A 24,595-nucleotide genomic window follows, 5' to 3' on the forward strand; every position below is an offset into this window, starting at 1 on the left:
GCAGGGGGTACGTCGATGGGTGCCGGTCACGGGCACGTGCTGTACCGCGAGTCGACCTCGCCTGTGCACCGGCTTCCGCCCGAGGTCAAGATCGTGGCGATGGTGGTCTTCACGATCGCCGTGGTGGCCACCCCGCGCGAGGCGTTCTGGGCCTTCGGCGCGTACGCCCTGCTGGTGGCGGCGGTGGCGGCGCTGGCCCGGGTGGGGCCGCGCTGGCTGCTCAGCCGGGCGTTGATCGAGTTGCCGTTCGTGCTGTTCGCGGTGGCGCTGCCGTTCCTGGGCACCGGCGAGCGGGTCGAGGTGCTGGGGCTGCGGCTGTCCGAGGACGGCCTGCACGGCGCGTGGAACATCCTGGCCAAGGGCACCCTCGGTGTGCTCGCCTCGCTGCTGCTCGCGGCGACCACCACCACCCGGGACCTGATCGTCGGGTTGGACCGGCTGCACTGCCCGCAGGTGCTCACCCAGATCGCCACGTTCATGCTGCGCTACCTCGACGTGCTGGTCGGCGAGGCGCGACGCATGCGGGTGGCGCGGATCTCCCGGGGCGACGACCCACGCTTCCTGTGGCAGCTGCGCGGCTTCGCCGCCGGCATCGGGGCGCTGTTCCTGCGCGCGTTCGAGCGCGGCGAGCGGGTCTACCTGGCAATGCTGTCGCGGGGCTACACGGGGCGGATGCCCGCCGTGTGGCAGGGCGACGGCGCGGCGACCGCCGGTCAGTGGCTGGTCGCGGCGACCGTGCCGGTGGTGGCGGCCTCCATCGCCGCGACCGCCGTCGTGCTGACATGATCGGTGTCGTGCAGACAGCCCTCTCGCTGGACGTTCGTGGTGTCCGGTACGCGTACCCGGACGGGCACGTGGCCCTGCACGGGGTGGACCTGACGGTGCCGCGCGGTGACCGGGTGGCGCTGCTCGGGCCCAACGGCGCCGGTAAGACGACGCTTGTGCTGCACCTCAACGGCATCCTCACCCCGACCGAGGGCAGCGTGCACGTCGGCGGGCTGACCGTCACGCCGGACCGGGCCACCCTGGCCGAGGTGCGCCGCCGGGTGGGCATCGTCTTCCAGGATCCGGACGACCAGCTCTTCCTGCCCACCGTGGCGGAGGACGTCGCGTTCGGGCCGGCCAACCTGGGCCTGCGCGGCGCGGAGCTGGCCGCCCGGGTGGACGAGGCGCTGGCCGCCGTCGGGATGAGCGAGCATCGGTCCCGGGCGCCGCAGCACCTCTCGTTCGGGCAGCGCCGGCGGGTGGCGGTGGCGACGGTGCTCGCCATGCATCCGGAGATCCTGGTGCTGGACGAGCCGTCGTCGAACCTGGACCCGGCGGCCCGGCGCGAGCTGGCCGAGATCCTGCGCGGCCTGCCGGTGACCCTGCTGATGGTCACCCACGACCTGCCGTACGCGGCGGAGCTGTGCGAACGTTCGGTGATCCTGGACGGCGGCCGGATCGTCGCCGACGCCCCCACCCTCGATCTGCTGGGCGACGAACCCCTGCTGGCGCGCCACCGCCTCGAACTGCCCTATGGCTTCACCCCCCGGCCGTAACGCCCCGATGGTGCTGTGGCGGCGCGGGAGGCGGCGTGCAGGCGGAGGACGCCTGCCGCTGTCGCGCCGACGCCGGTGATCAGGACCGCGGCCACCATGACGCGGGCGACCTCGGCTGACCACGGCACCGGGGCTACCGACCGGGTGAACACCGACGCGTTCGCCACGCCTGCGAAGAGGGCCAGGCAGGCGCCGGCAAGCGCCACCGCGAAGTCGGCGGCCGGGCGGCGGGCCAGCGCGTAACCACCGGCGGCGAGCGCGCCCAGGCCGGTGAGCAGCGCCCAGACCTGACCGCCGAGCAGGCCGGCGAGCACCCCGCCGACGCCCTCGGCGCCGGCGTCCAGTTCCCGCCCCACCGGGTAGAGCACGGCGACCGCGCCGCCGACGAGCAGCAGCACGCCCACCGCGGACAGCGCCCGGGCGCCGGCCGTGGAGGCGGCGGCGAGCAGCCCGAGCGCGCCCACCGCGAGCAGGCCGACGATTGTCACGGTCCACCAGGTGTACGCGTCCGGCGGCGGTACCCAGTCCAGCGTGCCGGCTATCTGCGCGGGGTCTGCGCCGTCGCGCAGCGGGATCGTCCAGTCCCGTACCCGGTGCGCACTCTCCGGCGCGAGGCGTGCCGCGTCGGGTGGCGCCGACTCCTGCCACAGGGCCCGCTGGTCGTGCCAGCGCACGGTGGCCCCGTCGTCGACGCGCCGCCAGGACGGCGGGGCGGCCGGGTCCGCGTCGGCCGGCAGCGCGGTGTCCCCGGCGAGCGTGCGGTTGAGGTAGGTGGCGGGGGACCGGCTGTTCTCGTACACGCCGTCCGGGCCGACGCGCAGGTACGGCTCGCCGGAGTAGCCGATCACCTCGATCGCCCGGCCGGTGCGGTTGGTCAGTTCCAGTCGGGCGCCCGCCTCGATCACCCGTACCGTCAGGCCGGGCCGGGCCGGCGTGACGCCTGTGACACGTGTGCGGTAGTCGGTGCCGTCCGGCGCGTCCGCGCCGTGCGCGGCGGCGGGCGCCGCGGTGAGCAGCGTCGCCGCGCAGGCGGTGGCGGCGATCAGGGTGGCGCGCGCCAGCAGCGTACGGATCACCTGCCGGCCGCCGCCACGGCTGCGGTGAGGCCCTGCGGGCTGCGGTCGGCGAGGGGCTGGCCGTTGACCAGGACTGTGGGCGTGCCGGTGACCTCGCTGCGGCCGGCCTCGTCGGTGACGTGCTCGGTCCACGTCTTGTACGTGCCGTCGGAGACGCAGCCTCCGAACGAGCCCCGGTCCAATCCCACACCGACGCCGATGTCGATCAGCTCGTCGTTGCCGAGCCCGGCGCTGCCCTCGGGTGGCTGCTTGGCGAAGAGGGCCTTGGCGTACTCGCGGAACTTGCCGCCGGCCGCCGCGCAGCCGGAGGCGGCGGAGGAGCGCGTCGAGTACTCGGTGGTGGAGAAGCGGTTGAGGAACGCGACGGGGTGGTAGACGACCTTCGCCTTGTTGTCGGACACCAGCTGCTCCAGCGTCGCACCGGTGCTCTGCTCGAACTGCTTGCAGACCGGGCAGAGGAAGTCCTCGTAGACGTCGACGGTGACCGGCCCGCCGCCGGTGACGATGCCGGTGCCGGGCCCGTTCGCGCCGGGCGGGGTGGTGAAGCTGTCCGAGCGTTGGCTGGACCAGACGCTCCAGCCGATCAGGCCGGCGATGACAAGCACGGCGACGGCGGCGGCGGAGACCCAGAGCGTGCGGCGGCGGCGCCGTTCGCGGGCCAGTTGCTCGCGGACCACCCGGGCCGCGTCCCGCTGCCCCTTGCGACTACTCATCCTCGTCCTCCACGGCGGGTTCGGCGGACAGCCACCCGTCCACCGAGACGGGCGTACGCGGCCAGATCACCAGAAATCCGGCCAGCACCAAGAATCCCAGGTCCCGCAGGATCTCCGGGAGGTAACTCGGGGCCTGTCCCTCGGCGAGCTGCCCACCGCTGCCGAAACAGCCGCAGTCGATGGCCAGGCCACGCGCCCAGGCCGAGGAGATCCCCGCGACGAAGACCAGCAGCAGCGCGACGGAGACGGCCGCGCTGAGCCGGGTGGCCAGCCCGAGCAGCAGCAGCACGCCCAGGGCCAGCTCGACGAAGGGCAGCGCGGCGCCTACCACTGTCGCCACGTCGTAGGGCAGCACCTGGTAGGCGTTCACGGCCCGCCCGGAGGCGGCCAGGTCGCCGACCTTCGACGCCCCGGCGACCAACCAGACGGCGGCGAGGCCGAGGCGGGCCGCCGTGCTGAGCCAGGGCCGGACGGCCGCCCAACGGCCGGCCCGGGTGGGGGGTGCTGTCACGTTCATTTGTCGTCCCGTCCGTGCCGGAAGTTCCGGCTCAACCGGTCTGGGCGTCGCCGACGGCCTCGACCAGCTCGTCGCGGGCCCGGGCGACCCGGGAGCGGATGGTGCCCACCGGCACCCCCTCGACGGCGGCGGCCTCGGCGTACGACAGACCGAGCAGTTGGGTGAGCACGAACGCCGCGCGGCGCTCGGGGCTCAGCCGGCGCACGAGGTCGGTGGCCCCGAGTTGCCCGGCCGGGTCGGGGTGCGGACGGTCGGTGTACGCGTTCGCGGCCAGCCGCTCGTCGAGACGACGACGCCTGATCACCGTCCGCAGGTGGTCGGCGCAGGCCCGTCGGGCGATGCCGAGCAGCCACGTACGGACGCTGGATCGGCCCTCGAACGCCGGCAGGGCCCGAAACGCCCGCAGGTACGTCTCCTGGGTGAGGTCGTCGGCGCTGTCCGGGCCCACCAGGGCGGCGACGAAGCGCCACACCTCGGCCTGCGTCAGGCGGACGAACACGGCCTGGGCTGCGGGGTCGCCGTCGCGCGCGGTCAGGGCCGACTCGGTCGCCGGGTCCCGTGCGACGTCATCTGTCGCACCGGCGGCTGCGGAGTCACGCGGGACGGGGATCACGACAGACCAGGTTACGCGCCGCCGGGGGTGGCGTCAGGATTCTTCGACGCCTGGATGGTCTGCACCACGTCGGGAACTTTTTCCCGCCGCCGTTCGACTACCTGCTCATGACACGCGACCCCTCGTGCGCGGCGCTGGCGGCTGGCCAGAGGTGAGCCGTTCCCCCGCCTCGGGTCGCCGACTGACAGGTCCGTCGGCGACCATGGCCGGCATGACTGTCGCACCCCGCCGCTGGATCGCCAGGCTGGCTGCCGCCGCCGGCCTCCTGGTCACCGTCGTCGCCCTGTTGATCGCGCCCGCCACCCCGGCCAGCGCCCACGCGGTGCTGTCGAGCACCAGCCCGGCCGCCTCGTCGGTGGTGCCGAGCGGGCCGGGCGAGGTGGTGCTCACGTTCAGCGAGTCGGTCCGCAAGGTCCCCGACAAGGTCCGGGTCATCGGGCCGGACGGCTCCCGGGCCGACCGGGGTGAGCCGTCCTTCGACGGCGCCGTGGTCACCATTCCGGTGGATCCGGCGGGTCAGCGCGGCACGTACCTGGTGACCTTCCGGGTGATCTCCGCCGACAGCCACCCGGTCTCCGGCGCGTTCACCTACTCGGTGGGGGCGCCCTCGACGCCGCCCGTCGATTCCGGCAACGACAGCCGCGCCGACCCGGTGGTGGAGAACGCCGTGAAGGTGGCCCGCTTCCTCGGCTACGCCGGTCTGGTGCTGCTGGTCGGGCCGGCGCTGGTGCTCGCCGCGCTGTGGCCGCGTCGGCTTCCCCGGCGGGGTCCGGCCCGGCTGGCCTGGACCGGCCTTGGCCTGGTGGCCTTCGCCACCCTCGCCGACCTGTGGTTGCAGGTGCCCTACACCGCCGGTGGCGGCCTCTTCGAGGTGACCGGCGAGGGGTTCGGCAGCGTGTTCGGCAGTGCCTTCGGCGCCGCCCACCTGGTCCGGCTCGGCCTGCTCGCGGCCTCGGCGTTCCTGCTGCGGCCGCTGCTGAGCCGGCCGGCCGGTCGCACCGACGCGATCATCCTGGCCGTGCTCGGCGTGGCAGCGCTGCTGACCTGGCCGCTGGCCGGGCACCCGGCTGCCTCCCCGGCGCCGGCGGTCTCCGTGGTGGTCGACGCGGTGCACCTGGGCAGCATGGCGGTCTGGCTGGGCGGCCTGCTGATGCTCGCCGTCTTCCTGCTGCGTCAGGCCGACGAGCGGGAGTTGGGCGCGATCCTGCCGATCTGGTCGCGCTGGGCTGCGCTGGCCGTCTCGGCACTGCTGCTTGCCGGCACCGTCCAGGCGCTTATCGAGGTGGCCACCCCGGACGCCCTGTTCACCACCACGTACGGGCAACTGCTGCTCGCCAAGATCGCGCTGTTCGCGATCGTGATCGCCGTGGCCGCGTACTCCCGGCAGTTGGTCCGTCGGCGCACGGCGGCGCAGCGACCGGCGCCGGTGCGCCGGGCGGTCCTGGTGGAGTTGGCCGTCACCGTGGTGGTGCTGGGGTTGTCGGCGACGCTTGTGCAGACCACGCCCGCCCGCACCGCCGTGGCCGGGCCGTCCGGCACCGAGGCGGGGCTCTTCTCCACCACCCTGACCAGCTCGCTCTTCACCCTCCAGGTCGAGCTGGATCCGGCGCGGCGGGGCAACAACTCGGTGCACCTGTACGCGTACGGCAAGGACAACCAGCCGCTGCCGGTGGCCGAGTGGCGGGCGACCGCCGCGCTGCCCTCGGCCGGGATCGAGCCGATCGAGCTGCCGCTGCTGCCGTTGACCGACAGCCACTCCTACGGCGACGTCAGCCTGCCGGCCGCCGGCGACTGGCAGCTCAAGATCACCGTTCGCACGTCCGACATCGACCAGGCCACGGTGACCGCCACCGTGCCCATCCGTTAGAGAGGTTCCCCGCGCTCATGACCCGACTCCGGCGTACCGCATCCGCCGCTGCCGCCCTGGCGTTCACCGCCGTCGCCACCGCCGTGCTCGGCTTCGCCGGGCCGGCGTCCGCCCACGTCACGGTGAACCCGAAGGAGGCGACCCAGGGTGGCTACGCCCGGGTGGCATTCCGGGTGCCCAACGAGAGCGACTCCGCGTCGACCACCAAGCTGGAGGTCGTGCTGCCGGAGAACGCTCCGGTCGGCTCGGTGTCGACCATCCCGGTGCCCGGCTGGACCGTGGCGACGGAGAAGCGCAAGGTGAACCCGCCGATCGAGGTGCACGGCAGCCAGCTCACCGAGGCGGTCTCCAAGATCACCTGGACGGCCACCGGTGACGCGGCGGTCAAGCCGGGCCAGTTCCAGGAGTTCGGCGTCTCGATGGGGCCGCTGCCGAAGGTCGAGACCATGGTCTTCAAGACCCTGCAGACGTACTCGGACGGCAACGTGGTGCGCTGGATCGACGAGCCGCAGCCGGGCGGCGAGGAGCCGGAGAAGCCCGCCCCGGTGCTCACCCTTGCCGCCGCCGCGGCGCCGTCGGCGTCGGGCGCCCCGGCCGCCTCGGCCGTCGCCGCGGCCGACGATGACGACGACGACGAGAGCGACGGCGCCGCGATCGGCCTCGGCATCGCCGGCCTCGTCACCGGCCTGGCCGGCCTGGTGTTCGGCGGGTTGGCGTTCGCCCGCACCCGCCGGGAGCCGGTCGTCAAGTCCTGACCGCCTCGCTCACCCGCTGGCCCGCCGGAGTTTCCGGCGGGCCAGCGTGCTTCCCGGGACCAAAGCTGGCCGTGCCGTCGATATCCCCTGATCAGCCGGTGTACGTCGGTAAGGTCGGCCGGGTATCTGGCTACGGAGGGGGACGCTGCGAATGCGGTTCGTGCGGGCGATCAGCGGAATGCTGCTGTTGGTCATCGGGATTCTGGCGCTGTCCGTCGGCGGCGGGCTGTGGCTCGTCACCCGGCACGCCGACCCCGGTGGGGCCTTCGCCGCCCGGTTCGAGACGGTTCGCACGCCCGGGCACGCGGTCGTGGTCACCGACCTCGACCGTCTGCTGCGGCGGGAGGCGCCCTTCGCGCGAGGCGCGCAGACCCGCCTCCGGCTCGACGCCCGTACGCCCGATGGACCGGCCTTCGTGGGGTTGGCGCCCACCGCCGAGGTGCGCAGGTGGCTGGAGTCCGTGCCGTACGCCGCGGTCCGCCGGGTGGCCCTGGCCCGAGGTCCGCTGCCGGTCCGCATGGACCCGGCGGTCCCGGCCGCGGCTCCCACCGCCGGTGCGGCGCTCCCCCCGCTCGGGCTTCCCCTCTGGGTACGCGAGGGGGTCGGCACCCTGGAGTGGAGTGCCGACGAGTTGGACGGCGAGTCGATGAGCCTGGTGGTGATGCGCCCGGACGGCCGCGCTGACCTGAGCCTGGATCTGCGCGCCGAACTGCGCGCGGGTTGGGTCGCGCCGGTCACCTGGGGTCTGCTGGCGGCGGGGGTGCTGTTGGTGGCGTGCGCGGTGCTGCTCCTGCTGCGCCCGCCGCGTGCGCGCGAGGTGGTCTTCGTGGTCGAACCGGATCAGGTGCCCGTGCTCGCCGGCCGGCTCGGGGTCACGTCGCTCACCGGCCTGAGCGCCCGGGCTTCCCAGGCGGCCGCACCACCGCCGGCGGTGCGGCAACTCGCTTCGGTAGGCGTCGGCGCGGCCGAGTCGCCCCGGTCGGCGACCGGCGCCGAACCGACCCGGCCGGTCACCCTCGCCGACCTGGACGCGCCGTCGCGACTGCCCCGACCGCCGGAGGTGGCGTTGAGCCTGGCGTGGCCGCCCACCGGCGCCGAACCCACGGCACGGCCGGTGCCGACCGACTAGAGCGTGTGCCGGTGCCTCGGTCGATCCTCGGCCCGCCGCAGGCCGGTCAGGGGCTTCGACACGCGCCCTGACAGCGGCGAGTGGCCCTCCGCGCTGCCGACGCGGAGGGCCACTCTCACCGGGGGATCGGTGCTACCCGAGCGACGCTTGAGGTAGGTGAGTCCAGATTAGCGCCGATCGTCGCTACTGGGGAGTTGTGTCCATTTGGCGCGACTTTTCCACAGTCCGGATCGGGCGGGCCACGCGGATCGGCAGGGCCACCAGCAGGAGCAGGCTGAGCAGCACGTAGGTGTTCTGCAGGACGAAGTCCACCGGGTCGTGGGTGCGGACCGGCGCCGTGCCCCAGTCCTGGAACGTCACCACTCCGTAGATGATCAGGGCGACGGTGCCCAGCGCGAGCCCGGCCAACCACCGACGACGGCGTAGCTCGTCCGGACGATTGGCACTCAACGCCGCGTCGGCGAGCAGCACCACCGCCGGCACGAACCAGTAGATGTGGTGGGTCCAGGTGATCGGGCTGACCAGCGCGCCGACCAGCCCGGTCAGCGTCAGGCCCGCCAACAGGTCACCGGCGCGCGCGGCGCGGACGGCCCGCCGTATCCCGTAGACGGCGACCACGGCGATCATCAGCAGCCAGAGCAGCCAGAGCAGGTGGTCCGGCTTCTCCGGTGCGGTGAACCGGCTGAGCAGGCCGAACAGCGACTGGTTGCCGACGTAGTCGGTGCGACCCACCCGGTCGTTGTCCCACAGTTCCCGGGTCCAGAACCGCCACGAGTCCTCGGGTGCGATCGCCGCCGCGAGCAGGGTCGCCGCCGCCGCGGTCGCGCTCGCCACCGCGGCGGCCCGCCACCGCCGGGTGGCCAGCAGGTACACGATGAAGATGCCCGGGAAGAGCTTGAGCGCCGTCGCCAGCCCCACGCCGACCCCGGCCCACCGCCGCGCCTGCGGTACGGCGAACAACAGGTCGGCCAGGATCAGCACGACCAGCAGCATGTTGATCTGCCCGAACGTGATCGTCTCGCGGGTGCTCTCCACCGCCAGCACCAGCAGCACGGCGACGATCAGGGTGAACGTGCGTGGCAGGTTGTGCCGGGCGATGACCGGCGTCACCAGCCAGCGGGTGGTCACCACCACGGCGAGGACGGTGAGCACCGTGAAGATCGTCACGGTGGCGCTGAGCTTCAACAGCCCGAACGGCCAGAGCAGCAGCGCGCTGAACGGCGGGTAGGTGAAGTACAGCTCGCCCTGCACCCGATCGGGTTGCGCGTAGTCGTAGAGCGGGTGCCCGACGCGCCACCAGTCGACCGCCGACATATAGATCTTGAGGTCGAGGAACTTGTGGTTAAGGCCCGGCAGGTAGAGGGCTGGCAGGACGGCGAGGAGGGCCACGACCGCGACCAGGCGACGGACCGTACGGCCGCCGGGATCGTCGTCGCTGACGGCGGGCGGTGCGACGGGTTCTGCTGGCACCCCGAAACCCTAGCGGGCGGGCGGGCCGAGAGCGCGCAGCCGTGGGGCGTGGGCTGCGCGTAGTCTGTCCCGGTGGCTGATCTCCTCGTCTGGATCGATTGTGAGATGACCGGGTTGGACCTTGGCAGCGACAAGCTGATCGAGGTCGCGGCACTGGTCACCGACCCCGACCTCAACGTGCTCGGTGATGGTGTCGACGTGGTGATCCACGCTGACGAGGCCGCGTTGGAGGCGATGCCGGAGATCGTCCAGACGATGCACGCCAAGTCCGGCCTCACCGAGGAGGTTCGCCGCTCGGTGGTGACCCTGGCCGAGGCGGAGGACCGGGTGCTGGAGTACGTCAGCACCTTCGTCAAGGACCCGCGTACCGCGCCGCTGTGCGGCAACTCGATCGCCACCGACCGTGGCTTCATCGCCCGGGACATGCCCCGCCTCGACGCGCACCTGCACTACCGCATGATCGACGTCTCGTCGATCAAGGAACTCTGCCGCCGCTGGTACCCCCGCGTGTACTTCGGTCAGCCGCAGAAGGGCCTGGCGCACCGGGCGCTCGCCGACATCCGGGAGAGCATCCGCGAGCTGGAGTACTACCGGCGCACCATCTTCGTCCCGCTGCCCGGCCCGGACGTCGAGACCGCCAAGGGCATCGCCGCCGACCTCTGACGGCGCCGGCTGCCTGCGGGCGGGGAACCCGCTGGACGCCGTGAGCGGTCGTGTGGCTATCATTGGTCCGCACCCCGCCCGGGGCGATCGACCGGGCGACGGCGGCATGGTGGCTGTAGCTCAGTTGGCAGAGCACCGGGTTGTGGTCCCGGTTGTCGTGGGTTCAATTCCCATCAGTCACCCCACAGCTCAGGCCCCCTCCTCGGAGGGGGCCTGAGTCGTTGCGGGGGCACCTCGCGGTCCGGGCGCGACCGCTGATCCACCCCCGTTTCACGGAATCCGCGGTGTCCAGGTCGGTCGGACACCCCGGATTCCGCGAACCCGAGTCGATCGTGGCGCGTGGATCAGGCGGTCGGGGTGGGCGTCGGCGTGGCGGCGTCGTCGGGGCTCGCCGGGGCGTACGGCAGGGCGCTGCCCTTGACGTACTCGTCCCAGCTCATGTTCCAGTCGGTCCAGCCGTTGCCGTTCTGGAGCTTGCGCTCGGTGCCCTTGACCGTGATCGGGTCACCGACCTGGGTGTTCCTGAACAGCCAGTCACCGTTGGCCATCGACACGTTCACGCAGCCGTGCGAGACGTTGACGCTGCCCTGCTGTCCTTCGGACCAGGGGGCCGCGTGGATGAACTCGCCACCCCAGGTGAGCCGCTGCGCAAAGTCAATCTTGGTGCGGTAGCCCTCCTCGGGGCCCAGCTCCTCCATCGTGTCGAAGACGGTCTTGCGCAGCTTCTCGATCACGACCATCGTGCCGCTGGACGAGGGGGTGCTCTTCTTGCCCAGGCTCACCGGGATGGTCTTGATCACCGAGCCGTTACGGGTCACAGTCATCCGCTTGGTCTTGTTGTCCACGGTCATGATCAGCGACGAGCCGATCTTGATGTCCACGGAGAGGTCCGAGCGGCCGTAGTAACCGTCACCCATCGGCAGGCCGCCGGCCTGCACCCGGTAGGAGACCTTGCTGTTCGCCTTCCAGAACACCTTCGGCCGGTACCGGATCTCGGTGGGGCTGACCCAGTGCCAGATGCCCTCCTGGGCCGGCGTCGAGGTCACAGTCATCCGACGCTGCACGTCGTCGCGGTAGTCCTCCGGAACGGCCCGGTCGAACTTCACGATCAGCGGCATCCCGACACCGACGACCTGGTTGTCGCCGAGGAAGCTGCTCACCCGGATCTGCTTGGCCGGCTTGGCCATCGTGGTGAAGGTGCTCGTCGCCGTCGCCGGCCGGCCGTCGTCGCCGGTGGCGGTGACCGTGGCGGTGTAGCTGGTGCCGTACGCCAACGCCTCCTTCGGCAGCCACGTCTTGCCGTCCTTGGCGAGGGTGCCCTCGACGGCCTTGCCGGCCGCGTCCTTGAGGTCGACGGTGGTCTCCTCGGCGTCCTTCGTGGTGAAGGTGATGCCTGTGGACGCCGGCACGTCCTTGGCGTCCGCCGCCGGCTCGCTGATGGTCGCCGTCGCCTTGGCCGCCGGGCTCTCGCTGCCGCCCTGCCACGAGGACGGTTTGCCGCCCTCGTCGGCGGTGCAGGCGGAGGTGAAGGCCAGCGCCACGGCGAGAAGCCCCGCCGCGAGCACGCGGCGTCGCCCACGGGGCCGGATCAGCTGGTCCTGGCTAGCTCGCATGATGTCCTCACAGTCGTGGTCCCTGACCCATCGTCTCCTAATGACGCGTCAGAACCGGTCTCGGTTGCCGAGGGTGAACCGGAACACGCCGATCAGGTTGTCGGAATTTTGGTACTATCCGGCGTTTCGTGATTCCGACTCGTCTTTGTGTCGGGACTGAGGGGTCGCCGCCGCCGTCGTCGCGGCGCGGGCAGTGCAAGGGTACGCGCCGGCCCCTGCCGTCGGCAGGGGCCGGCGCGAAGGAATCGAGCCCTCAGAGCGCCGGGCCGGACCCACCCTTGGGCACCGGCAGCGCGCTGCCCTTCACGAACTCCGACCAGCTCACGCTCCATGCCGTCCAGCCGTTACCGGCGGCGATCTTGCGCTCGGTGCCCTTGATCGTGATCGGATCGCCGATCCGCGTCTTCTCGAACAGCCACCTGGCGTTCGCCGTCGACACGTTCACGCAGCCGTGCGACACGTTCGACCGCCCCTGTACGTGCTCCGACCAGGGCGCGGCGTGGATGTACTCGCCACCCCAGGTGAGCCGCTGGGCAAAGTCGATCTCGGTGACGTAGCGGTTGGCCGGGTCCGGGTCGTCGCGGGTGTCGAAGACCGTGGACTCCTTCTTCTCCATCACGACCATCGTCCCGCTCGACGACGGGGTGCTCTTCTTGCCCAGGCTCACCGGGATGGTGCGCGAGAGCGCGCCGTTCTCGTACACCGACATCTTCTTCGTGGCGTTGTCGACCTTCATCACGAACGACCGGCCGATCTTGGCGGTGGCCTTGCGGTCGATGTCGCCGTACCTGCCGTTGCTCAGCGGCACGCCGGCCAACGCGATTCGCACCGTGATGGTGGTGCCGGGCTGCCAGTACTCCGGAGCGCGGTAGTAGGCCTGGGTGCCGTTGTCGACCCAGTGCCAGGCGCCCGGCTGCGGCGGGTCGGTCTTGACGAACATCCGCTTCTGCACCGCGGCCCGGTCCTTCTTCGGAATGCCCGGGTGGAACTCGGTGACCACCGGCATCGCGACCCCGTAGCTCTTGTCGTCGAAGAGGTACAGGCCGGATCCGATTGTCGACTTCGGCTTGGCCATCGTGGTGAAGGTGCTGGTGCCCTGGCTGGTCGTGCCGTCGGACCCGGTAGCGGTCACCGTGGCCGTGTATTTGGTGCCGTACTTCAGGGGGGCTGACGGCACCCAGGCGGAGCCGTCGGTGCGGAGCTTGCCCTCCACCGCACCCCCGCCCGCCGCGGCCAGGGTGACCGCGGACACCTTCCCACCCTCCGGGAGCTTGGCGCTGATCTCCGTACTCACGGGCTTGTTCTTCGTGTCGTTCGCCGGGCTCAGCGTCAGTGCCGGCCCGCTGGGCGCGCTCGACGCGCCCGGCGCCGACGGCGCAGCCGAGTCGGGTCCGGCACTCGCATCTGCCGACGTCCCGCCGACGAATTCCGGCTTCTTCTGCTCGTCGCCGCACCCGGTCAGTGCCAGCGACGCCGCCAGGGTCAGAGCGCCCACCACCGCCCCGGCTCGCGTGAACCGTGCCATCCCCACCTCTGTTCTCGCGTACCTGGCGGACATCGTGCCGCATCAACGCCGAGACCCATGCCCCCGTGCCGGCGTCGGCGGCCGGATTGTGGCTGTATGCCCGTTAAGCTCGACCGAAGGGGGGAGCCGGGTAACCGGATTGGAGGCCCGGTTGGCGGGGTGCTAATGTTCTCTCCGTTGCCGACGAGCGCCGCTAGCTCAACTGGCAGAGCAGCGGACTCTTAATCCGCGGGTTCGGGGTTCGAGTCCCTGGCGGCGCACCAACGAGCAAGGCCCCGATCTGGTGATCAACACCAGTCCGGGGCCTTTTTCGTGGATCGCCGTCTCTCAGGCGCCACTACTGGTGTCCGATCCGTAAGCGGCGTCGGAGGACAACTTGCTGCTGCCCTCGCTGCCCGTGCCACGAATCGTCCCCCGGCCGCGCTTGTTCGCCGCGCCGCCCAGTTGCTTGATGGCAAGCCGGCCCTCGGCCGCGGCATCAAGTCGTCGCTTGGCCGTCATACGGACCAGAACCAGCGCAACTACTGCAAGCAGCAGCGCGAAGCTCATGCCGACAAGGAGCCAGGTCGCACCGTCCACTGCGCCACCTCCCACTGGCAGTGAAATTACCGGGATTTCTCACGGTATTGATCTAAGATTCTCGATCTTGACTGCCGCGCCCCCCACGACCAGGACTGCGCCGGTTTCAGCTGTCCAGGCTGGTGAGGCGTCCGTCGCGCATCTGGACCGCTCGGTCGCAGCGCGCGGCGATGCCGTTGTCATGGGTGGCCATCACGACTGTCGTACCCTGCTCGTCGCGCAGTCTCAGCAACAGGTCGACGATCGCGGTGCCGGTCTGACTGTCCAGGTTGCCGGTGGGCTCGTCGGCAAGGAGCAGGGCGGGTTGGTTGATCAACGCGCGGGCGATGGCGACCCGTTGCTGCTGTCCGCCGGAGAGCCGCGACGGCAGGGCGGCGGTCCGGTCGGCGAGCCCGACCATCGCCAGCAGTTCGCGTGCCCGCGCGGCCTTGTCGAAGTCGGTACGGAACGGAATCAGCGGCGCCATCACGTTGTCCAGGGCGGTGAGCGTGGGCAGCAGGTGAAACCGTTGGAACACGAATCCCACCCGTCGTCGGTACGCCGCCAACGCCCGGCCGGACAGGCCGGTCACCTCCTGGCCGCCGACGTCGATGCTGCCACCGTCACTCCGTTCGATGGCGCCGATCAGGTGCAGCAGCGTCGACTTGCCGGAGCCGCTCGGCCCGGTCAACGCGATCGCGGTGCCGGCCTCGATCGAGAGGCTGACGTCGTTGACCGCGACAAGCGGTGGGCCGTCGGGCAGCCGGAAGGACTTCCGCACATCGGTGAGACGAACCAGCGACGTGGTGGCCAGGGCGTCGACTGACGTCCGTTCCATCGGACCTACTCCTTTGCCGCTCACCCGTCGGCGAGCAGTTGGGCCGTGGGTAGTCGGCGAAGCATGGCGATCGGCACCACGACCGAGACGGCGGAGACGACGACGCCGAACGCCAGCGCGACCACGGAGCACCAGATGAGCGGGGCGGTGACACCCCCTGCGAAGGCCGTCGCGGCGCCAAGGCCGGCGGCGGCGCCGAGCGTACCGCCGAGGACACCCATGCCGAGGGCCTCGACGACGACCAGCCGGTTCAGCATGGCGTCGCTCCAGCCGACCGCGCCGAACAGCGCGAACTCGGCGGCGCGCTCCGAGATGTTGAGATAGAGCACGTCGGCGACGGAAACGATGCCCAGCACGATGGTGACCGCCACGGCGATGTGATCGACCGCGCGGGCCTGGAGGGTGACGGCAGCACCGAGCAGGGTGCCGGTGAGCGCCCCGCGGAACGCGAACGTGATCGCCAGCAACATGGTCAGCGCCGCCACCCCGATCATCAGACTCATCGCGCCGAGCGCGGTCCGACCGGGTGTGCGGGCAAGGTTCGCCAGGGCGAGGGTCGTCAGTCGGCGCGGGGCCTGCCGGCGTACGGCGAGGCCCAGGACCGCCGGGCGGATGATCTCGCCGGGATCGGGTCGGGCGGCTCGCCAGGCGGGCCAGCCACCGGCGAGCAGGGCGAGGACCACCGCTGCGGGTACGGCGAGCAGGGTGTGACTCCAGGCGATGTTCAGCCCGAGGCCTAGTGCGATCCCGAGTGCGAGCCCGGTGCCCGCGACACCCGCGGCGAGACCGATACCGGCGATCTCGATGAACATCAGCTGGAGCAGATGTCGCCGGCCCCAGCCGAGGCAGGTGAGGATGCCGAACTCGGTGCGTCTGGCGCGGATGGCCGCGGTGTTGGCGTTGAGCACCGCCAGCGCGCACACGGTGAGCACCAGAACGGACAACAGCACGCTCTTGCGGTCGGCGGCGCGGACGAGCACCGACGCGACGCCCTTCTGCACCCACGGCTCGGCGACGGCGAGGTCGGGCCGACCGTAGTTTCCCGCCGGGTAGTGCACAGTCATCGCGGTGGGTGACGATCCCAGCGTGATGTCGACCTGGAGGCCGGTGCGTTGCGCGATCTCCTCGGCGATCACGCGGACCCGCTCCCGGGAGAGCGGGTCGATGCCCACATCCCCGGCCAGCCGCACCCGTACCACGCTGATGGGCGCGGCCGTGTTGAGCTGGTACTCCGGATAGCTGGGTTCGGTGCTGTAGGCGCCGGGGTCGAAGACGGCCGGCAGGGCCGCCATCGTGGTGAGCATCAACGGCGGTTGGCTGAGCAGGCCCGTGACGTTCGAGTTGGGGGCCAGGCGGCGGCCGCCCAACGCCTGCCGTGACGCGTCGTCGGCGCCGTCGGCCCCCGGGTTGAAGTACGTGTCCATGGGCACCGCCGACAACGCACTGCCCAGCGAGACCCTGGCGGGGTCGAACGTGCCCACCGCGCCCAACGCGGCGTCCGGCATCTGCACGTCACCGGGTTGCGCCTCGTAACCGTGCGACAGGTTCTGATGGACCGCCACGCCGCTGCGCACGCTGGTGTCGGCGAACTCCATCGGCACCCACCGTGACGACCCGCCGTCGTCGGCCCCCTGACCCCAGATCTTCAGGTCGTACGGGTCCGGCTGGGCGCGCAGGCCGTCCCCGGACCGCACCCTCTTCGGCGGTCCGACGGTCCAGAACTGGTCGAGCCACATGGTGTTCGCCGTCGCCAGGTCGTACTCGACGCCCAGATCGTCGGGCCGGAGCATCCGGTTGACCATGTCCTGGTAGGGGTTCCGCAGCGGCGTCGACCTCTGTGCGACAGGGGTGCCGGACTGGGTGCCCAGGGCTGCGCGTAGCCGCTGATCGTCGGGGGTTGTCCGGACCAGTTCGGCCGCGTCCGGGTTCAGGCGCTGCACGGCCACGTCGAGTGTCGAGTCGACCTGGGGCTGGTCGGCTACCAGTACCGGAAGCACCGAGTACGGATACGGCATTCCGTCCAGTCGCCGTGCCGTCGGCGCCTCCGCCGGCGTGAAGTAGCGGCCCGAGGTCACGGCGTCATCCAGCCCTGCCAGCGCCGCCTCCGAGTCGGGATCCACCGCTGCCATCAGGAACGGCACCGTCCACACCAGCGTGACGACCGGCCGCATCGCCTTGCCCTCGCGATCCGTCGATCCGGGACCGCCGACGCACGTCAGTGAGGACCGGGCTCGTGGGTCCGTCGGTGACAGCCAGTCCTGCTCGCCGACGGCCACCGCCGCGGGGCAGATCTTGACCCGCCGGCCGTCTGCGTCGATCTCCTCGGGCGGCGGTAGCCCTCCGCCGCTCCTCAACTCGCTGTTGGGCAAGACCTCCAGTCGGTTCCGCGTCACGTAGAGAAACGCCGGTCCGTCCGGGATGTGACTCAGCCCCCCGTCGGTCAGCCACGTCGGCTGAACCCGCAACACCTGGCGCTCGGCGTTGGGATCGAGGTGTTCGGACAGGTCGACCGTCACGGGCACGGTACGCATCACGTACCCGATCATCGCGACCGGCGCCGCCACCGACACCCCCTGCACCGCCTGGATCTCGCGCCACTGGGCAGGTGTGATTCCGCCACGCATGCCCGCCAACTGACCCGACTGGACGAGGTTGCGCTCCTGCTCCAACGGCAGCACCGCATCCTTCGGCCGTACCAGAAGGTCGTAGACGGGGCGGTAATTGGCGCTCACCGTGCCGACGGCGTCCAGACGCGAGGTCACCGCAGCACCTGTGAGCAGGGTGAACCCCGCTACGGCTATGGCGATCATCGACAGCAGGGCCACCGACCGACGCAGTCGTACTCGCCATTGCGAGGCGGCTATCGCCAGCATTGACGCACCATGCCCCGCATCATTGGTCCTCCAGCGTGCGGCCGTCGGCCGCATGGCGATCTCCGACCCTTGTTGTTGTAGCAGAAGGGCACGCGCCACGCGGATGCCGCGACCGTCGGTGGGACGGAGGGTCGGTGCGCGGTGGGGCGCGCCGGTATTGCCAGCCCATTGGCGTGCATCTATAGTTGCGCGGATCACCACATTCATGGCCGTGGTCAACGCGGCCGGGTCGTCGAAGCGCTTCGACGATTCGTCGTTCAGGCCCGTCAGCCGGGTGTCGAGCCTGGCCACGCCGGTCTCGACGCCCGCCGGGTGTCTGTCGTACGACATGAGGAGAACCGCATGCGGAACAGGCGCCTCCGGCGCGGAATCACCGCGCTCGCGCTCGCACTGCTCGCCCTGCCAGTCGTCCCCGGCACGGCGCACGCCGAACCCACCTACCCGTTCCGAGATCCACACCTGCCCGTGCAGGCAAGGGTCGACGACCTGCTCGGCCGGCTCACCCTGGACGAGAAGATCTCGTGGCTGCACCAGTACCAGCCGGCCGTTCCCCGGCTGGGCATCGGCCTGTTCAAGACCGGCACCGAGGCGCTGCACGGGGTCGCCTGGTCCACCGACATCGACAACAACGGTGCGGTCGTGAAAGCTCGCGGCACGTCCTTCCCGCAGCCGGTGGGCATGGCGAGCACCTGGGACACCGACCTGATCAAGCGGGTCGGCTCCGCCGTGGGCGACGAGGCGCGGGGCTACCACGCGCAGAACCCCCGGGTCTGGGGTCTCAACCTCTGGGCGCCTGTGGTCAATCTGCTCCGCGATCCGCGCTGGGGTCGCAACGAGGAGGGCTACTCCGAGGACTCGCTGCTCACCGCGAAGATCTCCACCGCGTACGGCACGGGTATGACGGGTGGAGACCCGGACCACCTGAAGAGCGCACCGACCCTCAAGCACTACCTGGCCTACAACAACGAGGTGCGGCGTGACGTGACCTCGTCGAACGTACCGCCGAGGGTCTTGAACGAGTACGACCGCGCCGCCTTCAAGCCGGCCATCGCCGCCGACGCGGCCACCGGGGTGATGGCGTCGTACAACCTGGTGAACGGTCGTCCCGCCACTGTGGATCCGGACCTGGCCACTGTCGTGCGCGGCTGGACCGACCAGCCGCTGATGAACGTCACGGACGCCTGGGCGCCGAACAACCTCGTCGCCTCGCAGGGCTACTACGCCACCCAGCCCGAGGCGAACGCCGCGATCGTCAAGGCCGGCATCAACAGCTTCATCACCGACGACACAAACGCGCAGCCGACCGTCGCCGCCATCAAGCAGGCGCTGTCCTCCGGCCTGCTCACCGAGAGCGACATCGACGCCCGGATCTCCGAGACCCTGAACGTCCGGTTCCGCCTGGGTGAGTTCGACCCGGGCGGCGGTCGCTACGGCGGCATCACCCCGGAGGTCATCAACAGCGCGGAGCACCAGCGGCTGGCGCGTCAGGCCGCAGGCGAGGCGATGGTGCTGCTGAAGAACTCCCGACAGGCGCTTCCGCTCAACCCGACCCGGACCCGCAAGGTGGCCGTGCTCGGCCCGCTGGCCGACACCCTCTACTCCGACTGGTACGGCGCTGACCTGCCGTACGAGGTGACCGCCCTCGACGGCATCCGCGAGCGGCTGGGCGGCGCCGCAAGCGTCAGCGGGCTCGACGGGGCGGACCGGATCGCCCTGAAGGACCCGGCGACCGGCCGGTACGTCACGGCCACCGGCACCACCGACGCCGACCCGGTCGCGGCGACCGGTGCCACCGCCTCGCTCGCCGCCCAGTTCGACGCGGTGGACTGGGGCCAGGGTGTGGTGACGCTGCGCAACGCAGCAAACGGCCGTTACCTCGGCTACAACTGGGGGCCCTTCATCACCCGCGACCAGCAGCCGAACGGGTGGTACGTCCAACAGCAGTTCACGCTGGAGCCGCAGGCCGACGGTACTGTCGCGCTGCGCTACACCGGCTACGAGACGAAGGAGAGCTGGTTCGGCGTCAACACCTATGTCACGGTCGGCGACGACGGCGCCCTCACGCTCGGCGCGTCCACCGCGGCGGACGCGACCCACTTCGCTCGCGAGGTGATCAGCAGCGGGGTCGACCGGGCCGTCGCGGCGGCCAAGGCTGCCGACACCGCCGTCCTGGTCGTCGGCAGCAACCCGTTCATCAACGGGCGCGAGGCGCACGACCGGACCTCGACGGCGTTGAGCGCCGGCCAGGAGGCGCTGGTCAAGGCCGTGACCAAGGCCAACCCGCACACCGTGCTGGTGCTGCAGACCAGCTACCCGGTCACCATCGGATGGGAGCAGGAGCACGTCCCGGCGATCGTCTGGACCACCCACGCGGGCGCCGAGACCGGGCACGCCGTCGCAGACGTCCTGTTCGGCGACCGCAACCCGTCGGGCAAGCTCACCCAGACCTGGTACCGCTCCGACCGGCAACTACCGCCGGACCTGCTGGAGTACGACATCATCTCGTCCGGGCAGACCTACCTCTACAGCACCGCGAAGCCGCTCTACCCGTTCGGCCACGGACTGTCGTACACCCGGTTCCGGTACGGCCAGCCCCGCGCCGACGCCCGGTCGGTCGCGGCCGACGGCACCGTCACTGTCACTGTCGACGTGACGAACACCGGCAACCGGGCCGGGTCCGAGGTCGTCCAGCTCTACGCCCACCAGCGCACCTCGCGGGTGAAGACCCCCATCCGGGCGTTGAAGGCGTTCCAGCGGGTGGAGCTCGCACCCGGGCAGACCCGGGCCGTGACGCTCCGGCTGCCAGTCGCCGACCTGGCGAACTGGGACGTCACCCGCAGCCGGTGGGCTGTCGAGTCGTCCACGTACGACCTGCTTGTCGGCGCGAACGCCGAGGACATCCGGGGTCGGACGGCGGTCGCGGTGCGCGGCGAGACGATCCCGGCCCGGGACCTCTCCCGGACCACCCGGGCCGAGAACTTCGATCGGTACGCGGGGGTCCGGCTCGTCGACGAGTCGAAGGCGAGGGGTACGGCCGTCGGCGCCACCGCCGCCGGCCAGTGGATCTCCTTCAGCGGTTCCGCCCTGCGTCCCGGTGCGCACACCTTCACGGCCAGGGTCGCCAAGGCCACGGCGGGTACCGGCACGATCCAGGTCCGGCTGGGCTCACCCACCGGCCGACTGCTCGGTACGGCAACCGTGCCCAGCACCGGCGACGACTACCGGTACGTGAGCGTCAGCGCCGAGGTGGCCCGGGCGGCCGGGACGCACGACGTGTACCTGGTGTTCGACTCCGCGCTGCGGCTGGCGGACTTCTCCCTCAGGTGACGAGGTGGCTCGGGTCGGGTGCCGTTCGGCCCCGGCCCGAGCCGGTCCCGGCCGTGCTTCGTCGTCGGAAACCACGGGCAAATTCATCGGATGATCTCGCGGAGGCCTGTAGTCGGGGTGGTTGTTTTGCCCTATTTTGAAGGTATTTACGCATAGACAGGTTACGATCTCGTATTGCAGTCGTCACACGTGTGACTTACGCTCCCGGAGACAGTTCGTAGCGATTGGCAAAAGAGTGCGGCCGGGCGGCAGGTGCCCCCGCCGGTCCTAAGTGGCGTCGCTGTTTCCTGCTCGTCGCTCGATACACGCATCAGGCACCACATCGACGACCAGGAAAGGAACAGCACGTGAGATCAGCCGCATCCACCACCCGTACGGCATTGATCGCGGCGGCGATGCTCGTCGCCGCCACGCTGCCGGCCGTGACGGCTCAGCAACGGCCAGCCATGGCCGCTGCCCAGGCCACCTACTACGTCGCCCCGGACGGAAACGACGCCAATCCGGGGACGCTCGAAGCGCCGTTCAAGAGTCTGCAGCGCGCGCGGGACGTCGTCCGTACGGTGAACACGAACATGACCGGCGACATCAACGTGTATCTGCGCGGTGGCACCTATCCGGTGAGCAGCACCGTCGAGTTCGGGTCGAGTGACTCCGGCACCAACGGCTTCCGGGTCGTCTACGCCGCCTACAACAACGAGACCCCGGTCCTCGACGGTGGTGTTCCGGTGACCGGCTGGACCCAGCACAGCGGCAACATCTGGAAGGCCCCGCTGGACCGCAGCACCAAGCTGCGGACGCTCTACGTCAACGACAAGCGGGCGCAGATGGCGTCGAAGACGATCAGCTCGGGAGGGTGCTACGGCACCTACACCGTCACGGCCGGCCAGGCCGCCTGGGCGTGGGAGTCGGGGTCGCAGTGCGACGGCGCCAAATACAGCCTGAACGACTTCCCCGCCATCGCCCGCAACCAGGATGACCTGGAGATCGAGACGGGTACGACCTGGACCACGGCCATCGTGGGGGTCCGCCAGGTGACCACCAGTTCCGACGGCGCGAACCGGGTCGCCCTGTTCCAGCAGCCGGGCGCGGCCATCGCCCAGGGCTCGTTCAACGGCAACGCCCAGGTCGGCGGCACCCACAAGCTCATGAACGCGTACGAGTTCCTGGACGCGCCCGGCGAGTTCTACTTCGACAAGAGCGCCCGGACCGTCTACTACTACAGGGCCAGCACCGAGGACATGTCGACCGCGTCGGTCTTCGCGCCGAACAACGTCACCACAGTGCTGCGGGTAGCCGGCACCTCCACGAGCAGCCACGCGCGCAACATCACGTTCTCCGGCCTGACCGTGCAGCACTCCGACTGGAACCTGTTCAACGTCGCCGGCTCGTCGTTCAAGCAGGCGCAGCAGGGCAACCTCGGCGCCCAGGTGTACGCCAAGGGCAACTTCCACGTCTACTACTACCGCAACGTGGACGTCACTCCCGGCATCCTCCAGGTGCAGAACGCCGACGGGATCCTCCTGCAACGCAATCGGATCCAGCACACCGGCGCCGACGGGATCAGCATGGTCAACGACGTGCAGAGCACGCAGTTGATCGGGAACTACACGAACGACGTCGCCGGATCCGCCATCAACGTCGGCCATCCCCAGCACGTCTACATCGGAGACGGCACGTCGACCAACCGGGAGAAGTACTCCCCGCAGGTCGAGGGGCTGCCGAAGAACATCGACATCAAGAACAACTACCTGTACGACAGCGCGGTCCTGTTCAACGGACACAGCCCCATCTCGGCGTACTTCGTCGACACCCTGACGATCCAGCGCAACCGGATCGAGAAGGCTCCCTGGTCCGGCATCACGATGGGCTGGGGCTGGTGGAACTTCGACGGATCGTCGGGCTCGATCGTGCCCAACCGGCCGACCACGACGGCGCGGAACAACACCATCAGCTACAACCACATCATCGACACGGTCCAGCGCCTCAGTGACACGGCACCCATCTACACGCTGGGCAGCCAACCCGGGACGACGATCACCAACAACTACTTCCAGGGCGTGCCCGCGGGCCACAAGTACGGACTCCACCCGGACGAGGGATCGGCGTTCATCACCTTCCGGGACAACGTCCTGAACATCGACAAGAACGTCACCTGGATGATCAACTCGGACGACTTCGGCCGGAAGCACGATCTGAGCATCACGCAGATCTACGGCCCGATCAACAAGGTGTCGAACAAGAACCTGCCGAACAGCACTGTCGCCGACATCCTCGTCTCCTCCGACTACGTCTGGCCGGCGGCGGCCTACAGCATCGCGGCGAACTCCGGCCTGGAGGACGCCTACCGGGACATCATCCCGGCGAGCAGGTTCTCCGCACCGAACTACGTGCTGCCGGCAAGCACGTTCGTCACAAGCGCCACGGCGACGATCCCGATCCGCAGCACCGGCGACGCCACCAAGTCGGTCTGGCTGGCGCCGTCCGGCACGACCACCTTCACCGCGGGGGCGACGATGACCAGGGCGGCCGGCACCGCCACGTCAATCGCCGTGCCGGCGACCCAGGGCGAGTACCGCCTGTTCGTCGTCGACGCACAGGGCAACCGGTCGGCCGAGTCGACCTCGATCGTCCGGCAGCAGAGCGGCGGCGGCACTCCGCAGGGCGGACAGCTCGTGGGCGGCCAGTCCGGCCGCTGCGTGGAGGTCCCCAACTCCTCCACCACAAACGGCACCCAGGTGCAGCTCTGGGACTGCGGCAGCGGCACGAACCAGCGGTGGACCTCCACCGCCAGCAAGCAACTGACCGTGTACGGCAACAAGTGCCTCGACGCCTCCGGGTCGGGTACGGCCAACGGCACCCAGGTCATCATCTGGGACTGCCACGGCGGCCTCAATCAGCAGTGGAACGTCAACGCCAACGGCACCATCACGAACGGCCAGTCCGGGCTCTGCCTCGACGCCAACGGCGCGGCCAGCGCCAACGGCACGAAGATCATCCTCTGGTCGTGCAACGGTGGCGCGAACCAGCGGTGGAGCCTGCGGAGCTGACCGACCGAGCACACCGGGGCCGGGCCGATCGCGGCCCGGCCCCGGGCCGTTCCCGCTGCCGCCGTCCACACCTCGTCGGTGCCGCATGTGCTACCGGACAACAAGTGGGTAATGGTGGGTGATGAAGACAACCTGGAAGCCTCACGAGAAGCACGGCGGCCTGTCGGAGAAGGACAAGCGCGAGTTGCCGGAGAGCGTTTTCGCGTTCCCCGACGAGCGCAAGGAGCCGATGACCGACGCGAGCCACGTCCGTAACGCCATCGCCCGCTTCGACCAGGTGCAGGGCGTCACCGACAAGGACCGCGACCTGGCCTTTCAGAACATCCTCGCCGCCGCGAAGCACTACGGCGTCGACGTCGCCGAGACGAACTGGCGTCAACTCGGCAAGCTGCCGCACACGCCGAACCCCGCGCACTGAACCGGGCTCCGGGACGGGTCCGAAAGCAGGTTCGGGGACGTGTTACCGTCTC

The 24,595-nt window shown here is 70.5% G+C and carries 19 protein-coding genes and 2 tRNA genes; 11 read left to right on the forward strand and 10 right to left on the reverse strand.

The window, feature by feature from the left end; all coding sequences use genetic code 11:
- Nucleotides 1–15: 15 nt before the first annotated feature.
- The gene (gene cbiQ, locus ACLQ26_RS09440) at nucleotides 16–786 is read left to right on the forward strand and encodes a cobalt ECF transporter T component CbiQ (protein WP_425744074.1); all 771 of its coding nucleotides are present in this window, start codon (nucleotides 16–18) and stop codon (nucleotides 784–786) included.
- Entirely contained in the window at nucleotides 783–1,541 is a 759-nt protein-coding gene (locus ACLQ26_RS09445; protein ID WP_425744075.1) for an energy-coupling factor ABC transporter ATP-binding protein, read from the forward strand. The genes cbiQ and ACLQ26_RS09445 overlap by 4 nt, the downstream gene beginning before the upstream one ends.
- Here the strand turns inward: ACLQ26_RS09445 and ACLQ26_RS09450 are convergent.
- The 4 genes from ACLQ26_RS09450 to ACLQ26_RS09465 are packed head-to-tail and all read right to left on the reverse strand — an operon-like array spanning nucleotide 1,517 to nucleotide 4,460.
- On the reverse strand, nucleotides 1,517–2,617 hold the full coding sequence (locus ACLQ26_RS09450) for a hypothetical protein (RefSeq protein WP_425744076.1): 1,101 nt from the start codon (nucleotides 2,615–2,617) through the stop codon (nucleotides 1,517–1,519). The two genes, ACLQ26_RS09445 and ACLQ26_RS09450, sit on opposite strands and share 25 nt — an antisense overlap.
- Entirely contained in the window at nucleotides 2,614–3,330 is a 717-nt protein-coding gene (locus ACLQ26_RS09455) for a DsbA family protein (protein WP_363679100.1), read from the reverse strand. The genes ACLQ26_RS09450 and ACLQ26_RS09455 overlap by 4 nt, the downstream gene beginning before the upstream one ends.
- Nucleotides 3,323–3,847 (reverse strand): MauE/DoxX family redox-associated membrane protein, encoded by a 525-nt coding sequence (locus ACLQ26_RS09460; protein WP_425744077.1) that lies wholly within the window; start codon nucleotides 3,845–3,847, stop codon nucleotides 3,323–3,325. The genes ACLQ26_RS09455 and ACLQ26_RS09460 overlap by 8 nt, the downstream gene beginning before the upstream one ends.
- Before the next feature lie 31 nt (nucleotides 3,848–3,878).
- Nucleotides 3,879–4,460 carry a sigma-70 family RNA polymerase sigma factor gene (locus ACLQ26_RS09465; protein ID WP_425744078.1) on the reverse strand — a complete coding sequence of 194 codons (582 nt, stop codon included), beginning with the start codon at nucleotides 4,458–4,460 and terminating at the stop codon, nucleotides 3,879–3,881.
- Between the two features lie 202 nt (nucleotides 4,461–4,662).
- Here ACLQ26_RS09465 and ACLQ26_RS09470 point away from each other — a divergent pair, with 202 nt between their 5' ends.
- From ACLQ26_RS09470 to ACLQ26_RS09480, 3 genes are all read left to right on the forward strand, one after another.
- Nucleotides 4,663–6,327, forward strand: a complete 1,665-nt coding sequence (locus ACLQ26_RS09470) for a copper resistance CopC/CopD family protein (RefSeq protein ID WP_425744396.1) — start codon at nucleotides 4,663–4,665, stop codon at nucleotides 6,325–6,327.
- Nucleotides 6,328–6,344: 17 nt separating this feature from the next.
- Nucleotides 6,345–7,082: a YcnI family protein gene (locus ACLQ26_RS09475; RefSeq protein ID WP_425744079.1), complete on the forward strand. Its 738-nt coding sequence runs from the start codon at nucleotides 6,345–6,347 to the stop codon at nucleotides 7,080–7,082.
- 151 nt (nucleotides 7,083–7,233) lie between these two features.
- Complete coding sequence (locus ACLQ26_RS09480) at nucleotides 7,234–8,211, forward strand: hypothetical protein (RefSeq protein WP_425744080.1); 978 nt, start codon at nucleotides 7,234–7,236, stop codon at nucleotides 8,209–8,211.
- Between the two features lie 183 nt (nucleotides 8,212–8,394).
- Here the strand turns inward: ACLQ26_RS09480 and ACLQ26_RS09485 are convergent, their stop codons facing one another.
- Nucleotides 8,395–9,681, reverse strand: a complete 1,287-nt coding sequence (locus ACLQ26_RS09485) for a glycosyltransferase family 87 protein (protein WP_425744081.1) — start codon at nucleotides 9,679–9,681, stop codon at nucleotides 8,395–8,397.
- A gap of 72 nt (nucleotides 9,682–9,753) precedes the next feature.
- Here ACLQ26_RS09485 and orn point away from each other — a divergent pair, with 72 nt between their 5' ends.
- Both orn and ACLQ26_RS09495 read left to right on the forward strand, forming a co-directional pair.
- The gene (gene orn / locus ACLQ26_RS09490; RefSeq protein ID WP_425744082.1) at nucleotides 9,754–10,344 is read left to right on the forward strand and encodes an oligoribonuclease; all 591 of its coding nucleotides are present in this window, start codon (nucleotides 9,754–9,756) and stop codon (nucleotides 10,342–10,344) included.
- 109 nt (nucleotides 10,345–10,453) lie between these two features.
- Nucleotides 10,454–10,529: transfer RNA gene (locus tag ACLQ26_RS09495), tRNA-His, on the forward strand.
- Nucleotides 10,530–10,688: 159 nt separating this feature from the next.
- On the opposite strand, the gene ACLQ26_RS09500 is transcribed toward ACLQ26_RS09495, so the two are convergent.
- Together ACLQ26_RS09500 and ACLQ26_RS09505 are read right to left on the reverse strand one after the other, a co-directional pair.
- The gene (locus ACLQ26_RS09500; protein WP_425744083.1) at nucleotides 10,689–11,957 is read right to left on the reverse strand and encodes an Ig-like domain-containing protein; all 1,269 of its coding nucleotides are present in this window, start codon (nucleotides 11,955–11,957) and stop codon (nucleotides 10,689–10,691) included.
- Nucleotides 11,958–12,210: 253 nt separating this feature from the next.
- Nucleotides 12,211–13,482, reverse strand: coding sequence for an Ig-like domain-containing protein (locus tag ACLQ26_RS09505; RefSeq protein ID WP_425744084.1), 1,272 nt, complete (start codon nucleotides 13,480–13,482; stop codon nucleotides 12,211–12,213).
- A gap of 187 nt (nucleotides 13,483–13,669) precedes the next feature.
- Here ACLQ26_RS09505 and ACLQ26_RS09510 point away from each other — a divergent pair.
- A tRNA-Lys gene (locus ACLQ26_RS09510) sits at nucleotides 13,670–13,745 on the forward strand.
- A 64-nt stretch (nucleotides 13,746–13,809) separates the two neighbouring features.
- Here the strand turns inward: ACLQ26_RS09510 and ACLQ26_RS09515 are convergent.
- The 3 genes from ACLQ26_RS09515 to ACLQ26_RS09525 form a co-directional block, all read right to left on the reverse strand.
- Nucleotides 13,810–14,061 (reverse strand): hypothetical protein, encoded by a 252-nt coding sequence (locus ACLQ26_RS09515; RefSeq protein WP_425744085.1) that lies wholly within the window; start codon nucleotides 14,059–14,061, stop codon nucleotides 13,810–13,812.
- Nucleotides 14,062–14,167: 106 nt separating this feature from the next.
- Entirely contained in the window at nucleotides 14,168–14,878 is a 711-nt protein-coding gene (locus tag ACLQ26_RS09520) for an ABC transporter ATP-binding protein (protein ID WP_425744086.1), read from the reverse strand.
- A 20-nt stretch (nucleotides 14,879–14,898) separates the two neighbouring features.
- Nucleotides 14,899–18,081, reverse strand: a complete 3,183-nt coding sequence (locus ACLQ26_RS09525; protein ID WP_425744087.1) for an FtsX-like permease family protein — start codon at nucleotides 18,079–18,081, stop codon at nucleotides 14,899–14,901.
- Between the two features lie 12 nt (nucleotides 18,082–18,093).
- Between ACLQ26_RS09525 and ACLQ26_RS09530 the strand changes: the two genes are divergently transcribed.
- The 3 genes from ACLQ26_RS09530 to ACLQ26_RS09540 all read left to right on the forward strand — a co-directional run bounded on the left by ACLQ26_RS09530 (nucleotide 18,094) and on the right by ACLQ26_RS09540 (nucleotide 24,543).
- The gene (locus tag ACLQ26_RS09530) at nucleotides 18,094–21,078 is read left to right on the forward strand and encodes a glycoside hydrolase family 3 C-terminal domain-containing protein (RefSeq protein WP_425744088.1); all 2,985 of its coding nucleotides are present in this window, start codon (nucleotides 18,094–18,096) and stop codon (nucleotides 21,076–21,078) included.
- A 347-nt stretch (nucleotides 21,079–21,425) separates the two neighbouring features.
- Nucleotides 21,426–24,125: an RICIN domain-containing protein gene (locus tag ACLQ26_RS09535; protein ID WP_425744089.1), complete on the forward strand. Its 2,700-nt coding sequence runs from the start codon at nucleotides 21,426–21,428 to the stop codon at nucleotides 24,123–24,125.
- Nucleotides 24,126–24,246: 121 nt separating this feature from the next.
- Complete coding sequence (locus tag ACLQ26_RS09540; RefSeq protein ID WP_007456213.1) at nucleotides 24,247–24,543, forward strand: DUF6582 domain-containing protein; 297 nt, start codon at nucleotides 24,247–24,249, stop codon at nucleotides 24,541–24,543.
- The last annotated feature ends 52 nt before the right edge of the window (nucleotides 24,544–24,595 follow it).

This window comes from Micromonospora sp. DT43, assembly GCF_049841645.1.
Classification (GTDB): domain Bacteria; phylum Actinomycetota; class Actinomycetes; order Mycobacteriales; family Micromonosporaceae; genus Micromonospora.

What these genes read in the sequence shown, in the direction of transcription:
- cbiQ (WP_425744074.1), top strand. Translation starts at nt 16, where the DNA reads ATGGGTGCCGGTCACGGGCACGTGCTGTACCGCGAGTCGACCTCGCCT.
- ACLQ26_RS09445 (WP_425744075.1), top strand. Translation starts at nt 783, where the DNA reads ATGATCGGTGTCGTGCAGACAGCCCTCTCGCTGGACGTTCGTGGTGTC.
- ACLQ26_RS09455 (WP_363679100.1), bottom strand. Translation starts at nt 3,330, where the DNA reads ATGAGTAGTCGCAAGGGGCAGCGGGACGCGGCCCGGGTGGTCCGCGAG.
- ACLQ26_RS09460 (WP_425744077.1), bottom strand. Translation starts at nt 3,847, where the DNA reads ATGAACGTGACAGCACCCCCCACCCGGGCCGGCCGTTGGGCGGCCGTC.
- ACLQ26_RS09470 (WP_425744396.1), top strand. Translation starts at nt 4,663, where the DNA reads ATGGCCGGCATGACTGTCGCACCCCGCCGCTGGATCGCCAGGCTGGCT.
- ACLQ26_RS09475 (WP_425744079.1), top strand. Translation starts at nt 6,345, where the DNA reads ATGACCCGACTCCGGCGTACCGCATCCGCCGCTGCCGCCCTGGCGTTC.
- ACLQ26_RS09480 (WP_425744080.1), top strand. Translation starts at nt 7,234, where the DNA reads ATGCGGTTCGTGCGGGCGATCAGCGGAATGCTGCTGTTGGTCATCGGG.
- ACLQ26_RS09500 (WP_425744083.1), bottom strand. Translation starts at nt 11,957, where the DNA reads ATGCGAGCTAGCCAGGACCAGCTGATCCGGCCCCGTGGGCGACGCCGC.
- ACLQ26_RS09505 (WP_425744084.1), bottom strand. Translation starts at nt 13,482, where the DNA reads ATGGCACGGTTCACGCGAGCCGGGGCGGTGGTGGGCGCTCTGACCCTG.
- ACLQ26_RS09520 (WP_425744086.1), bottom strand. Translation starts at nt 14,878, where the DNA reads ATGGAACGGACGTCAGTCGACGCCCTGGCCACCACGTCGCTGGTTCGT.
- ACLQ26_RS09525 (WP_425744087.1), bottom strand. Translation starts at nt 18,081, where the DNA reads ATGTCGTACGACAGACACCCGGCGGGCGTCGAGACCGGCGTGGCCAGG.
- ACLQ26_RS09530 (WP_425744088.1), top strand. Translation starts at nt 18,094, where the DNA reads ATGCGGAACAGGCGCCTCCGGCGCGGAATCACCGCGCTCGCGCTCGCA.
- ACLQ26_RS09540 (WP_007456213.1), top strand. Translation starts at nt 24,247, where the DNA reads ATGAAGACAACCTGGAAGCCTCACGAGAAGCACGGCGGCCTGTCGGAG.